Source organism: Prevotella sp. MA2016 (genome assembly GCF_000619825.1).
GTDB lineage: Bacteria > Bacteroidota > Bacteroidia > Bacteroidales > Bacteroidaceae > Prevotella.
The window spans coordinates 246784-262981 of record NZ_JHUW01000007.1; the positions used below are offsets into that span (position 1 = coordinate 246784).

Genomic DNA, 16198 nt, shown 5'->3' on the forward strand with positions numbered 1-16198 from the left:
TAAAAAAGTGATAAAATAAGCACTTCACCACTCACTTTTACCTTTTTACTTCATTCCCTTCTTACTTTTTTTTGTACCTTTGCAGGCGTTAAAGCGAAAATTATTCATTTAAATTTTGAGATATTATGGTTAATTACAAGGAATTAGGACTCGTGAATACTCGCGAGATGTTCAAGAAGGCAGTAGCTGGTGGCTATGCTATCCCCGCTTTCAACTTCAACACAATGGAGCAGATGCAGGCTATCGTACAGGCTGCTGTTGAGACCAAGTCACCTGTTATCATGCAGGTTTCAAAGGGTGCTCGTAACTATGCTAACGCTACAATCCTGCGTTACATGGCTGAGGGTGCAGTAGCCTATGCCAAGGAGTTGGGTTGCGAGAAGCCTGAGATCGTTCTCCACCTCGACCACGGTGATAGCTTCGAGCTCTGCAAGGACTGTATCGATATGGGATTCTCAAGCGTTATGATCGACGGTTCTTCACTGCCTTACGAGGATAACATCGCCCTGACAAAGAAGGTTGTTGAGTACGCTCATCAGTTCGACGTAACTGTAGAGGCTGAGCTCGGCGTTCTCGCTGGTGTTGAGGATGAGGTTGTTGCTGAGGAGTCACACTACACAAAGCCTGAGGAGGTTATCGACTTCGCTACACGTACAGGTTGCGACTCACTGGCTATCTCTATCGGTACTTCACACGGTGCTTACAAGTTCAAGCCCGAGCAGTGCACACGCGACCCAAAGACCGGTAAGCTCGTTCCTCCCCCACTCGCATTCGACGTTCTGCACGAGATCGAGAAGAAGCTTCCTGGATTCCCCATCGTTCTCCACGGTTCTTCTTCAGTTCCTCAGGACGAGGTTGACACTATCAACAAGTACGGTGGTAACCTGCCCGACGCTGTAGGTATCCCCGAGGAGCAGCTCCGCGAGGCTTCTAAGAGCGCTGTTTGCAAGATCAACATCGACTCTGACTCTCGTCTGGCTATGACTGCTGCTATCCGTCAGTACCTGGCTGAGCACCCAGATCACTTCGATCCTCGCCAGTACCTGAAGCCCGCTCGTGAGAACATGAAGAAGATGTACATCCACAAGATTGTGAACGTACTCGGTTCAGACGGCAAGCTCGGATAATCACTTCCAAGCAATCAATAAAAAAGAATCCGAAAGTGCAACGCTTTCGGATTTTTTTTGTATTTTTGCAGCCAGATAATAAGCCTAACAATAAAGCAAGATGAAAACAAACATCCTAAAACTCGGTTTTGCAGCTGTATGCTGCATGGGTTGGGGCGCTTCATGCACCCAGAGGGCTGTAGTAGAAAACAGCCAGGAATCAACCGCACTAACCACTGTAGGTAATCCCTATTTACCCTTGTGGGAACACATCCCTGACGGTGAGCCCTATGTGTTTGACGATCCAGACAATCCTGGAAAGCAACGCGTGTATATCTATGGCTCGCACGACAACCTAAAAGACGCCTACTGCGGGCGCGACCAGGTGGTGTGGTCGGCAGCTACCGACGACCTGAACAACTGGCGTTACGATGGCATCATCCTGACCGTAAACAGAAATGCCAGAGGAGAAGCCTTCGACTCGGCTGGCACTGCCGACGTGCTCTTCGCCCCCGACATCACCATGGTGACTGATACCACTGGTGAAAAGACCTATTATCTGTTCCCAAATGACCAAACAGGATTCCGCAACGCACTCATAGCCAAAAGCAACCGTCCTGACGGTCCTTTTAAGGTGTGCAACTGGAAGGAGAACAACCCCAACCAGGTAGAAGGTATATATGGTTTCGACCCAGCAGTATTTGTTGACGATGACGAGCGTGTGTATGGCTACTGGGGCTTTGAGCACTCGTATGCTGCCGAGATTGACCCTGCCACGATGTGCACTGTGAAACCAGGCACTCAGATCATCGACGGCATGGTGTCGGGACGTAACGAAGAGGGTATCTTCAACTTCTTCGAAGCTTCGAGCATACGCAAAATAAAGGATAAGTATGTGTTTATCTATAGCAGATTCACCAAAGAAGGTGAGTTTGGGCTGCCCAGCAGTAATTATAACCTGGCATATGCCTATAGCGACAAGCCTCTTGGTCCATGGACTTATGGCGGCACCATTATTGACGCTCGTGGCCGTGAGATAAACGAGCAAGGCGACACCATCGCATCGGCTGTTGTGGATGGTAACACCCATGGCTCTATCTGTGAGATTAACGGACAGTGGTATGTGTTCTATCACCGCCAGACAGGCACCAACGAGTATGCCCGACAGGCTATGGTAGCGCCTATCGAAGTGAATGTGGAAGAAGGCAAAGGTGGTAAGGTAGAAATCAGCGAGGGTGAATATAACTCTGAGGGCTTTGCCCTTAACGGCCTCAACCCGTTGGAACGCCATTCGGCTGGTATTGCCTGCTGGCTCACTGGTCCTAAGCCTGCCGTACACGAATGGCCCAACAATATCTTCTCGGGATCGTATGTAGAGGCATCGTATGGTAGCGATAGCAACTTCGACGAGCCTTACGCCCTGAAGAACAATACGAACCGCGTAGTGAATAACACCAATGGTTCGATTGTGGGATATAAATACTTCAACTTCAACGAGACCAAGGGCAAGCAGAATCTACAACTGTCGCTGAATGCCATCCCTGGCGGCATCAATGGCACCATACAGATTATGGTGGATAGACCTTGGACATCGCAAGGGGGCAAACTCTTAGGCACCATCGAACTGAAAGCCGACATGCCACAGGAGCCCACAGAGCTGACTGTCAAGTTGCCTGAACTGGCCAAACTCACAGGCAAGCATGCCATCTTCTTCAAGTTTGCATCTGCCAACAAGCAGAAATCAATCTGCACACTTTTGGATTTTGTGTTTCAACAATAATAACAACAAATGGAGATAAAACCGATAGCTTGGTTCGAATCACCATTCCCTACAAAGTTTGGTATTCCTCGTCAGAGCGGGTTAGTACCCGACCTGACGGGGCGTATCGTCTTTGCACCAGAATACCGACAAATGGAGGCCGTGCGTGGTCTCGAAGCATTTGATTTTCTCTGGCTCATATGGGAATTCTCAGCTAACCGCGATGCCGAGAAGAGTCTCACGGTTCGTCCACCCCGACTGGGCGGCAATCAGCGCATGGGCGTGTTTGCCACCCGTTCACCGTTCAGACCAAACAACCTAGGTCTGTCGTGTGTCCGCATTGATCGCATTGAGCACGATGCAAAGTTAGGCCCCGTGATTTACGTAAAGGGAGCAGACCTGATGCATCGCACCCCCATCTACGACATCAAACCTTATGTGGCATATGCTGATGCACACCCCGATGCCCGCAGTGGTTTTGTGGATAACACAGAATGGCAGCCACTGAAAGTGGAGCTACCAACCGAACTGGCAGCTAAGATACCCCACGACGAGATAGCTTCACTCATCTCAACCCTGGAGCAAGACCCACGACCACGCTATCACAACGATCCCAACCGTATCTACGGTATGCCCTTCCTCAACCTCGACATCCGATTCAAAGTGGCCGACGATGTTCTGACGGTAGTGGAAGTGACCACCAATTAGCCGAAAAAGACACCAAAGACACTTATGAAGCAACTATTCCTATCATTACTTTTTTCCATTTTATCAATAACAGCCTACGGGCAAACGGGGCGTTTCTTTCCGTCTGACCGATTCTCTAGCGGACTCATCAACGACGTCTGCCAGGACAAATATGGATATATATGGATAGCCACAGAAAACGGACTCAACAAGTTTGATGGTTATCGCTTCACCACTTATCTGTCACACCCCGACGATTCGACAACCTTAGGCAGCAATATTGTAACTAAGCTGTATTGCGACAAGAAAGGTCAGTTGTGGGTGGGCACAAGAACAGGTCTTTCACGCTATGACTATACTAGCGACCACTTTAAGAACTACACCTTTCAGTCGCAGATAAAACCGCGCGTCATTGCCTTTCTGGAACGAAAGAATGGTGAGTTTCTCGTTGGAACATCTGGTAGAGGTCTGTTCAAATTGACAGGAAACTTGCTCCAGAAAGTTACAGACGGCTATACCACAGAGACTGGCAACTGGTATTTCAACCAAATGCTGGATGACCAACAGGGCCGTTTTTGGAAATGCGGCTATGGCGAGGAAATTACTATGAAAGACAACAAGGGCGTGCATCAATTCTTTATCTATCAAGGTATCGTAGCGCGTTTTACCGAAGTTAACGACGACATCCTGATCATCTGTCAACACGGTATCTGCCGTTATCACCAAGGGCAGATAACCGAGGCAGAAATAGACATGTCGGATCTTGGAGGCAGCAATGTGGTTATCAGCAGTGCTTATCAGAGCAAACAGGGTGATATATATATAGGTACCCGAGGTGATGGTCTCTTCCTGCTGAAGAAAGGTTGCCATAAAGTGAAACGTATAGAGTGCCAACTAAATGGTTTGGACCTGAACACAGCCAAGATACGGTCTATCTACGAAGATCAACAAGGCAATATCTGGCTGGGGTGCCAGTCGAAAGGACTAGTGATGATACCCAAGGCACAACCACTGTTCTCATCGTGGAGTTTTGCATCTCAAGGCTATCGTATCAGCTCAACCATCAACTCAATATGCCAAGGTGACCATGGCATCGTATGGACTATCGTACAAGGCTGCGGCGTGTATGGCTTCGACCAGCGCGGCCATATCGTGGCACATCCTGTAGCACCACCATCGGCAGAATTTCTGTATCGCGACAAACAAGGACGCTACTGGATTGGAAGTGACGAAGCCTTGTATGCTTACGACCCGTTGACAGGCAAGTCACAATACCAGATATCCTTCGTTTGCGACAAATTAAACGACATCACAGAGAGCAATGACGGTCGTTTGTTTATCTCCACATACTCGCGGGGATTCTGCATCTACAACCCAAAAGACCGCAGCGTAAAACATTACCTTTCAACACAATACGACCCAAAGAAAGGCGCTCTGCACAACAACTGGATCTTAGCCATGATGCCCGACAGTAAAGGGCATATCTGGATGGCCACGTCAGCTGGTATCACCTGCTACGATCCTCAAAATGACTATTTCAGGCCATACGGATGGGACAACCTGTTAGACGGCATGATGTGCTACTCGCTCTGCGAAACAAAAAACGGCGATATTCTGATTGGTACAGACCAAGGGCTGTTTGAATATCACCCAGGAGATCGAAAAGCCGAACGTTTCAAATATAACGATGCTCTTGCCAACATGGTGATTGGCAAAATCGTAGAAGCCAACAACGGTGACATCTGGTGCGCCACATCTATGGGGATATGGCATTTCAACCAGCAACGGAAACACTTTATCGGTCATATAAGGGGTAATGGCATTGCCACAAAAGAATATATCAATTGCATTGGCATGCACACCGCTGACGACATGATATATTTTGCCAACAATGATGGTTTGACAGTCTTCAACTCTACACTAGTAGCAAACAGTATCCCGCACATGCCATCATTACAACTCACAGGCTTCTTCATCGCAGGAAATGCCATCACAGAGGGACCTGTAATTGAAACAGACACTTATCAGGTGTCGTATCTTGACAATAATATCACCCTAGAATTCTCACTACTTGATTTTGCTGATCCCGACAATATCATCTATGAGTACCAGATCAACGGTTCGCAATGGATACAGGAGGCTGAAGGAGATAACAGTATCCAACTCAGTCATCTACAGCCTGGCACCTATAAAATAGAGGTAAGAGCATTATCAGCAGGTGTATATTCATCCAGCAAAACTATTACCGTTGTGGTAACCCCGCCATGGTATCAATCTACATGGGCCTATATGTTCTACTCTTTAGCAGCCTTTGCGCTATTGCTGAGTATCGGGTGGAATCTGCGACGCAAAGCTCATTTGAAAATGGATGAGGAAAAGATGAAATTCCTGATCAATGCCACCCACGACATACGCTCGCCACTGACACTCATCATGGGGCCACTAGCAAAACTGAAGTCTATCGCTACCAACAGCGAGGAACAGGAATATATTGATACCATTAACAGAAACGCACAGCGACTGATGCTGCTCGTCAACCAGATATTAGATGAGCGACGCATTGACAAAAAACAAATGCGCATACACTGTCGCGAAACAAATCTTGTGGAGTTCATCAGTGGCATCTGCAAACTGTACCAGTATAATGCCACCCAACGCCATATTACTTTCTTGTTTGAACACGACAAGAAACATGTCTTGGCATGGATAGATCGCATCAATTTCGACAAAGTCATCTCTAACTTACTCTCTAATGCCTTTAAATACACATTCGATGGTGGAGAAGTGAAGGTGATACTCCATGAAACAGAAAAGGATATAGAAATTGTTGTTACTGACACTGGTGTAGGCATCAAGGACGAAGAAGCAGACAAACTGTTTGATCGCTTCTTCCAAGGTCGTAACGCTGATGATTTAGGAATGAAAGGAACAGGCATCGGCTTGAATCTAAGCAAATCGATTACACTTATGCATGGTGGGCAGATAAAGGCCATGAACCGCAAGGATGGAGTACGCGGTGCTTACTTCTGCGTAACGCTACCTAAAGGTAATGCTCATCTTAAACCCGATCAGATTCTTACAGACATGCCTGCCCGAGAAGTACTCTCATCAGGCAGTATTTCAAGAACGGCATCCAAACAGTACCACATTCTGGTGGTGGATGATGACCCGGAGATAGCAAACTATATAGATAGTGAATTGGGCCATCACTACAAATTCGACCATGCACCCAATGGTAAAGAAGCACTGAAGCTACTCCTTACACAGCAATTCGACTTGGTTATCAGTGATGTCATGATGCCCGAAATGGATGGTATAACCATGCTGAAATGTATCAAAGACAACGTACAGATTTCACAGATACCTGTTATCATGCTGACATCAAAAGGCGAGGTAGAGCATAAGCTCGAAGGATTAAAATCAGGAGCTGACGCCTATATTGCCAAACCTTTCAATATGGAAGAATTGCATATTCAAATAGACAATCTAATTAACAATGTTCGCCGACTGCGCGGCAAATTCAGCGGTGCAGCCCAACAGGAAGAGCGCGTGGAGAACATACAGGTGAAGGGCAACGATGATGCACTGATGGAACGCGTCATGAAATGTATAAACGCCAACATGTCGGACCCCAACTTTAATATTGATACTTTAGCAAGCGAGGTTGGTATCAGTCGCGCTCAACTTCACCGAAGAATGAAAGAAATCACAGGCATATCCAGCGGTAAGTTCTTGCGCAACCTGCGAATGGAACAGGCAGCAAGACTGCTGCGAGAAGGGAAAGTGAACATTTCACAGATTGCCTACAAGGTAGGCTATGCTGACCAAGCCCATTTCTCAACTGCATTTAAGACACATTATGGCATGTCGCCCTCAGAATATGTAGAAAGGCATCAAGCATAGCTAAAACCACTATAGGGGATATTGTTTCGATATTTTGCGTTTTTGTTGCAAAATATCGAAACAGTTTTATTTGCAAGATAATCGAAGAGCTATGAAACATTTTTCTTGCAACAAAAACCATATTTTAGCATACCTTTGCCACAGTTTTATCTTTACTAATAATTAAATTCATTTTTGTATGAAAGAAAAAGCAATGAGAAAAATCCTCATGATGCTCGTACTGCTAGCCAGTCCTATGCTACTGTTTGCACAGAGCACCATTAAAGGTATTGTGAAAGATGACGGCGGTGAGCCCGTCATTGGAGCTACTGTAAGAGAAGTAGGCACTCAGAACGGAGCTGTGACCGACTTCAACGGAAACTTCGAACTGAGAAACGTCACGAAAGGCGAACTTCAGGTTACTTATGTTGGTTTTCTAACCAGTACTATTGCAATCAAAGGCAAAAACTTTATTGAAGTAATCATGCATCCTGACCAGAAACTTCTTGATGAAGTTGTTGTTGTTGGTTATGGAACAATGAGAAAATCGGATGTAACAGGTGCCGTAAGCAGAGCAAACATCCAGGCTTTTGAAAAATCGACCAACACCAACCTACTGCAGTCGCTTCAGGGTACCGTACCTGGACTAAATGTCGGTCAGGCTAGTTCGGCTGGCGCAAGTCCCGAACTTTCTATTCGTGGTACCAGCACCATTTCTGGAAGCACAAGCGTACTGATTATCCTCGATGGTATCATCTACACTGGTAACCTTTCAAGTATCAACCCTGCAGATATCGAGAGTGTGGATGTACTGAAGGATGCTTCGGCAACAGCCGTATATGGAGCACAGGCTGCCAACGGCGTACTGCTTATTACAAGTAAGAAAGGTGCAAAAGGTAAGGCAAAGGTATCATTCTCAAGCAGCTACAGTGTACAGACCCCGACAAACAAGATGAACACCATGAACCGCGACAAGATGCTAAACTTTGATAACGAGTGCTTATGGCAGTTCTCTAAGACTGAGGCTTCTGGCTATACACAACAAGATCCGAACTTCAAGCTCTCTGAACGTATGCCAGATGCTTGGATGACCGACGACCAAGGTAATATCATCCCTGGCGACTACGACTGGTGGGATGATTTCACACGCAATGGTTCTATCTGGGAGAACAAGTTGAATATCTCTGGCGGCAGTGATGCCATGTCGTACCTCATCTCTGTAGGAAACACCCAGCAGAAGAACTATCTGTTGAACGATGACTACAGCCGCAACTCTATCCGTGTAAACCTTGACATCCAACCCGTGAAATGGCTGAAGGCAGGTGTACAAGCATTCGGTTCGTTTGAAAAGCGCGATGGCCAGGAGACATATCTGCCATTCCTGATTGAGTGCAGTCCTCTGACCAAACCCTACGATGAGAATGGCGACATGATTCACTACCCAGCCCATGATGCACGCGAGAATCCATATCATGGATCACTCGTTGACGACTATGATCGCAACAACTCATTCTTCGCAAATATCTATGGTGAAGTACAGCTACCACTGAAAGGTTTGACATATCGCCTGAACTTTGGTAACAACTACCGTATCGGCGAGCACCACTATGCCAGTGAGTTTGCTGAAAACAACAATGGTCAGGCTTACAAACACCACTCTACCTATTATGACTATACACTCGATAACATTCTGAACTACATGAATGATTTCGGTAAGCACAGTGTAGGTGCTACATTGGTTTATGGTGCCTCACGCCGTAAATACAGTTATACAGCTGCCGATGCGAAACTCTTCCCACGCATGACACTGGGTTACAACTCATTGGAGCTGGCTTCTACCCAAACCACCAACTCAGATGCATGGATGGAGACTTTGCTTTATCAGATGGCTCGTGTAAACTACTCTTATGATAGTCGTTATATGCTGACTGCCACCGTTCGACGCGATGGTTACTCTGGTTTCTCTTCAAATAATAAGAGTGCAGTGTTCCCATCAGTAGCACTGGGTTGGGTTCTCACCAACGAAGAGTGGTTCAAAGTACCTCAGCTCGACTATCTGAAGCTGCGCGCAGGCTATGGTGTCAGCGGTAACCAGACCTCACGCTACTCTTCATTGGCACGTGTCAATTCATCTATCGGTTATATCTTCGGTGATGGTGTGTCGGGGGCTATGCGTCAGGAGTTAGCTTCGATGCAGAACTCTGACCTGAAATGGGAGAAGACAGCCGGCTTCAATTTTGGTATCGACTTTGCCCTGTTCAACAGTCGCATCTCTGGTAATATCGAGTATTATACCACCAAGACTAACGATCTGCTTTATGCTGTATCTATCCCTTCTATCACCGGTTTCACCTCTATCATGTCGAATGTGGGAGAAATCAAGAATAAAGGTTTCGAGTTGACTATCAACTCACGCAACATCATAACCAAGGACTTTGAATGGACCTCGATGTTCAACCTCTCTACCAATGCCAACAAGATTACCAAGTTGGCTGGTCTCGATACCAACGGCGATGGTAAGGAAGATGACCTCACCTCATCATCACTGTTCATTGGCGAGTCACTCTCTGCCATCTATGACTACACCATTGATGGTATCTGGCAAGTAGGTGACAACATCCCTGAAGGTTATCACCCAGGAAACTACCGTATTGTAGACATCAATGACGACGGTAAGATAGACGAGAACGACCGAAGCATCATCGGTAAGAACGACCCATCGGTACGTATGGGACTTCTGAACACGCTGAAGTATAAAGATTTCACCCTGAGTTTCTTCCTCAATGCCGTTATCGGTGGTAGCAAGAGCTATCTGGGCAAGAACTCATACGCAGAGCTAGTGAACGACAACACCCTGCGACACAACCGTCTGACAGAGCAGGTTGACAATTTCTGGACACCAAGCAACCCTGGAGGTATATATGCACTCTACAACGCCAATCCTGCTATCAACCCATATCGATACGAAAACCGTTCGTTCTTGCGTTTGCAGGATATCACACTCTCATACGACCTGCCTAAACAGTGGATGCAGAAGATTCATATTGACGGCATCAACGTCTATCTGAGCTGTAAGAATTTGCTGACCATCAGTGGATGGCATGGTTGGGATCCAGAGCCAAACATGACCTATCAGGACATCAACGGCCAAAACCGCACAACTGGTAGCTGCTATGACAACCGCCCGGTTATGAAGAGTATGACATTAGGTATCAACATCAATCTATAAGACACTTATGAAAAAGATATATATAATCTCCATGGTGGCAGCTCTGCTGCTGACAGGATGTAACGAGGATAAATTCCTTGAGGAGAAAGCCCTTGACTTCAACTCGGCTTCTAACTCCTATAACACAGTAGCCGACTACGATGCTGCCATCACAGAACTCTACTACCTGACACGTGAAGAGTTCTATACCACATATGACCGCACCACCGATTTGTCGAAGTTTGCTGATATGTGGATTACTGCCGATCCACTGCAGTCGAACGTCACAGCCGACCTCTCGCCATCAGGTGCTATTGCAAAATTCTATTGGGATGAGAACTACAAGCTGATTGCACAGGCCAACACCGTGATCAGTCGTTTGAGTAATGCCACAGGACTGACCGACGAACAGAAAAAAGTATATGAGGCTAAGGCTCGTTTCTTCCGCGCTTTAGGCTACCGCACCCTGAGCTATCTCTATGGTGGTGTGCCCTTGCAACTTGAAGAAGTGACAGAGCCTAAGACCGACTTTGCACGCGAATCAAAAGAGAAGGTGCTGGCACAGGTTCTTGAGGATCTGGAGTTTGCCGCAGCCAACTTGCCTGAGATCAATCAAGTGCGCGATGGCGAGATCAGTAAGCCTGCTGCCAACATGCTGCTGGCCGAAGTGGCTCTAGCCACAGGTGCTAACGACAAAGCTATCAACGCCGCTACAGCCGTCATCAGCAACCCGAATCTCAAACTTATGACGGAGCGTTTCGGTTCGCAAGCTAAAGAAGACGGTGATGTATTCTACGACCTGTTCCGCCCCAACAACCAGAACCGCGCTTCAGGCAATACTGAGGGGATTTGGGTTATCCAGTTTGAAACAAACGTAGAAGGTGGTGGTAATAACACCAGCCATTTCTTCTGGAATCCAGGAAGTTTCTGGGGAGAGCGATTTTTTGCCCCGCAGGTGGACAAATTCCAGATTATCAAGCCTGACGGCACTCGTCTTCAGCTCTTCAACTGGCCTATCGGCGACATGACAGGTGGACGTGGTATCGGTACACACTATGCTGTTGACCATCTCTACAATGGTATCTGGACAGCAGACTTTAATGACATGCGTAACTCTGAGTATAACTGGCCACGCCGTTTCAAGATTCATCGCACCAATGTACTGAACGACAACCCAGAACTGAAGGCTGCCATGCCCGACGGTTACTTTGACCTGGAGCACACCGTACTGCCAAAGGGTTACACCATGGAAACAGGTTTCGGAGGAGGTGTCAATGCCACCACCCAGTTGCCTAACCGCTTCATGTGCGGCTACTCTACCAAGATGACTACTCCATTCCACTATCCAGATGCACAATATCAAGACAAGAACACTTACCAGTTAGCTGGTACGGGTGGTAAGACCTATACAGACCAATATTTCTTCCGACTAGCTGAAGCCTATCTTTTGCGTGCAGAAGCATACGTAAACACCGGTAAGAAGACTGAAGCTGCTGCCGATATCAACGTGCTACATGCCCGTGCCAAAGCTGCACCTTGTTCTGCAGAAGAGATGTCTATCGACTATATCCTTGATGAACGCCTGCGTGAACTTACTTGTGAAGAGAAGCGCCGTCTTACCTTGGTTCGTGTTGGAAAACTGAGTGAACGCATCAAGAAATACAATCCCTATTTCAGCGCTGCACATAGCGCCGACGGCAAGGACTACGATGCTCATTTCGATTTATTCCCCATCCCCCTGTCGGCCATTCAGGCTAACAAGGATGGCGCGTTAGAACAAAATCCTGGATATTAATGCGAAGAATAATCATAAATTGGTTTGATCAGGTTTATCAGCAGTTAACTTAATTAGTTAGTTTCAGCTAAGGAGAGGACCCAGGCTTGAGAAAGTCTGGGTCTTTCTTTAAAAATAGAAAATTTTTTATTATCTTTGCACCCAAATATAGACTTAGTTTATGAAAAGATTATTTTACCTATTACTACTTCTCCCACTCTGCATGCAGGGGCGATCGTTAAAAGTTCGCAATGCTGTCATCAACTTTGATAACAGTGAATCCTATCAGGTGGTGCGTGCCATTGATGACCTCAAGCACGATATCACTATGGTGACAGGTTCTGCAGGCAAAGGGGCATCACAGATTATCGTTGGTACGTATGGCAGCAAAACCATCAGCAAACTCATTGTCAAGGGCTTTATCAACGAACAAGATCTGAAAGGCAAATGGGAAAGCTACGTCATCACAGTAACCAACGAGAAGAAGCCGCGCCTGGTGATTGCTGGTAGCGATAAGCGTGGCACTATCTATGGCATCTACGATGTGTCGCAACGCATAGGCGTGTCGCCATGGTATTGGTGGGCAGATGTTCCTGTGAAGCAAAATGCCGAAGCTGCTGTAGATTGTGATTATTATGCCTCGGGCGAACCAAGCATCAAATATCGCGGTATCTTCATCAACGATGAGGACTGGGGGTTGAAGCCCTGGGCCACCAACAATTTCGAGAAGGAGCTGGGAGATATTGGTCCTAAGACTTATGGTAAAGTGTGCGAATTGCTACTGCGACTGAAGGCCAACATGCTGGCGCCAGCCATGCACTCTTGCACAGGCGCATTCTACAGTCATCCTGAGAGTAAAGTGGTGTGCGACTCTTTTGGTATCATCATCACCACCTCGCACTGTGAGCCGCTGCTGCTGAACAATGCTGCTGCCAGCGAATGGGAGGAAAGCCGCGATGGAGACTGGAATTATAAGACCAACAGCCAAACCATTCTCAAGAAATGGGACGACCGCCTGGCCGAAGCCTCACAGTATGAGAATATCTATACCACCGCCATGCGAGGTGTGCACGATGCCGGTCTGCGTGGCAATCTACCTTTAGAAGAACGGGTACCACTCATTGCACAGGTAATCAAGGATCAGCGCCAGCTACTGGAAAGGCATATCGGCAAGAAAGCCACTGAGATTCCACAGATATTCGTACCTTACAAAGAAACGATGGACATCTACGAGAACGGTCTGAAAGTGCCCGATGACATCACGCTGGTATGGGTTGATGACAACTATGGCTACATGAAACGTGTGTCGAACCCAGAAGAACAGAAACGACCTGGCGGGGCTGGTGTGTATTATCATATATCATATCTAGGAGCGCCTCACGACTATCTATGGATATATAGCACCCCACCCGTGCTGATGTATGAAGAACTGAAGAAAGCTTACGACCATGGCGCCGATCGCTACTGGCTACTGAATGTGGGCGACATCAAACCCATGGAGCTTGGCATACAGACGTTTATGGATATGGCTTGGAATATCCATAACTTCGACATCGAGAATGTGAACCTGCATCAGGCAAACATGCTCGAAAATATCTTCGGCAAAGGCAACTATCAAGAAATACTTGACACCTATATGCGACTGGCTTGGAGCAGAAAACCTGAATTTATGGGTTGGGAATACGAATGGGACGACCCTGCTCATACGGGACTGAAAGATACAGAGTTCTCATTCAATCATTATAGCGAGGCACAACAGCGCCTGGCCGACTACCAACGACTGAGCGATGAGGTAGAGAGGCTATCGGATGGCAGTGCTGCTTTCTTCGAACTTGTTCAGTTTCCTGTTCAGGGTGCTTATCAAATGAATCGTAAGTTCTTGATGGCACAGTTAAACCATGAGCTACTGGCCCAAGGACGCAAGGCCGAAGCCAACTGGGCAGCCAAGCAGATGGAAGCCGCCTACGACAGTATAGAAGCACTGAACCACCGTTACAACGAACTTCTTGACGGCAAGTGGCGTGGCATGATGGCATTGGCACCTGCTTTCTGTGCACTATTCCAAAACAAGCCAGACGTTACCTACACAGAAGGAGCTGGCGAACAGGCTGTTGATATCACGCCAAAAGCATATACGTTGGATGGTTGTCAGGCAATAGACCTCAGCAAGTATATCAGTAAATCGAGTGATGCCAAACTAGTGAAAGGTATTGGCTACGACTGGCAAGCCATACAATTAGGCGAGGCTGCTTATGAACTGCAGCAGATAGATGCAGACAGTATTGATGTCAGATTCGACGTTGTACCTTTCTGGCCTATCTATAAAGGAAAGAGCAACAGGATAGCAGTAAGTGTGGATGGCAGTGAGCCACAGATTTTCGAAAACAACTTCAAGGAATACGGGCGCTCATGGAAAGACCAGGTGATGCGCAATGGCAAAGCTGGGCACATGCGTTTTGCCATCGACAAGCACAAACAGCAGCACCAGATCAGCTTCAAAGCACTTGACCCACAGCAGATTGTTCAGAAAGTCATCATCGACTGGGGAGGTCTGAAGACATCATACTTAGGACCACGATAAAAAAAAGTTGGAAAGAGTGCATCACCTAACAATTTTTTTCGTATATTCGCACCATAAAAGTATGTATAACAAAAACCTTGAGGCTTATGAAAGTAGGAATTCCAAAAGAGATTAAGAACAATGAGAACCGCGTAGGTATGACGCCTGCAGGTGTGGCCGAACTCACACGCCGCGGTCATGAGGTAAGTGTGCAGCATACGGCTGGCGAAGGTAGCGGATTCAGCGACGACGACTATGTGAAAGCTGGTGCGCGCATTCTACCAACCATCGAAGCTGTGTATCGTGAGTGCGACATGATTGTAAAGGTAAAAGAGCCCATCGAGCCCGAATATGAGCTGGTGCGCGAGGGGCAGTTGCTATTCACCTATTTCCACTTTGCCTGCGAAAAGGAGCTTACAGAGGCCATGCTGAAGAGTAAAGCTGTTTGTCTGGCTTACGAAACGGTGCAACTGCCTAATGGTTCGCTCCCCCTGTTACAGCCTATGAGTGAGGTGGCCGGACGCATGGCCACACTGAATGGTGCGTATTATCTGCAGAAAACCAAAGGTGGAAAGGGAAAACTGATTAGTGGTGTGCCTGGGGTGAGTCCGGCTAAGGTGCTGGTGCTCGGTGGCGGAGTGGTTGGCGAGGCTGCCGCCTTGATGGCCGCAGGACTGGGTGCCGACGTAACTATCGCCGATATCTCGCTGCCACGTTTGCGCCAGTTGGATATTGAGACACCTGCCAACGTGCACACCCTGTACTCGTCGGAACATAACATCCGACAGATGTTGCCAACGGTTGACATTGTGGTAGGTAGCGTGTTAGTACCAGGCGACAAGACACCACACCTGATTACACGCGAGATGCTGAAACTGATGGAGCCTGGAACAGTGCTGGTTGATGTGGCCATCGATCAGGGTGGCTGTTTCGAGACATCACACCCCACCACGCATAGCGAGCCCGTTTATACCGAGGAGGGTATTGTACACTATTGCGTGGCCAACATTCCTGGTGCGGTACCTAACACCTCTACCCTCGCCCTCACCAATGCTACGTTGCGATATGCCATTGCACTGGCCGATAAGGGCTGGCAGCAGGCTTGTAAGGACGACCCGGCACTGGCCAAGGGCCTGAACATTGTAGAAGGAAAGGTGACTTATAAGGCTGTAGCCGATGTATTCGGATTGCCTTACGAGCAGATTATCTAACTACGTAATTA

General features: G+C 47.4%; 8 protein-coding genes. All 8 read left to right on the forward strand.

Translation table 11 applies throughout. The features are described from left to right. Positions 1 to 125: 125 nt before the first annotated feature. The 8 genes from T360_RS0103505 to ald all read left to right on the forward strand — a co-directional run bounded on the left by T360_RS0103505 (position 126) and on the right by ald (position 16187). The gene (locus tag T360_RS0103505; RefSeq protein WP_028911572.1) at positions 126 to 1127 is read left to right on the forward strand and encodes a class II fructose-bisphosphate aldolase; all 1002 of its coding nucleotides are present in this window, start codon (positions 126 to 128) and stop codon (positions 1125 to 1127) included. Between the two features lie 100 nt (positions 1128 to 1227). Then, positions 1228 to 2886, forward strand: coding sequence for a family 43 glycosylhydrolase (locus T360_RS0103510; protein WP_028911573.1), 1659 nt, complete (start codon positions 1228 to 1230; stop codon positions 2884 to 2886). A 9-nt stretch (positions 2887 to 2895) separates the two neighbouring features. Continuing rightward, positions 2896 to 3573, forward strand: a complete 678-nt coding sequence (gene tsaA / locus T360_RS0103515; RefSeq protein ID WP_028911574.1) for a tRNA (N6-threonylcarbamoyladenosine(37)-N6)-methyltransferase TrmO — start codon at positions 2896 to 2898, stop codon at positions 3571 to 3573. 24 nt (positions 3574 to 3597) lie between these two features. Then, the gene (locus T360_RS0103520) at positions 3598 to 7455 is read left to right on the forward strand and encodes a hybrid sensor histidine kinase/response regulator transcription factor (protein ID WP_028911575.1); all 3858 of its coding nucleotides are present in this window, start codon (positions 3598 to 3600) and stop codon (positions 7453 to 7455) included. Positions 7456 to 7648: 193 nt separating this feature from the next. Next, on the forward strand, positions 7649 to 10663 hold the full coding sequence (locus T360_RS0103525; RefSeq protein WP_036928798.1) for a TonB-dependent receptor: 3015 nt from the start codon (positions 7649 to 7651) through the stop codon (positions 10661 to 10663). Between the two features lie 7 nt (positions 10664 to 10670). After that, entirely contained in the window at positions 10671 to 12437 is a 1767-nt protein-coding gene (locus T360_RS0103530; RefSeq protein WP_028911577.1) for a RagB/SusD family nutrient uptake outer membrane protein, read from the forward strand. 160 nt (positions 12438 to 12597) lie between these two features. Next, positions 12598 to 14997 (forward strand): glycosyl hydrolase 115 family protein, encoded by a 2400-nt coding sequence (locus T360_RS14540; RefSeq protein WP_081772678.1) that lies wholly within the window; start codon positions 12598 to 12600, stop codon positions 14995 to 14997. An 86-nt stretch (positions 14998 to 15083) separates the two neighbouring features. After that, positions 15084 to 16187: an alanine dehydrogenase gene (gene ald / locus T360_RS0103540; protein WP_028911578.1), complete on the forward strand. Its 1104-nt coding sequence runs from the start codon at positions 15084 to 15086 to the stop codon at positions 16185 to 16187. Positions 16188 to 16198: the final 11 nt, after the last annotated feature.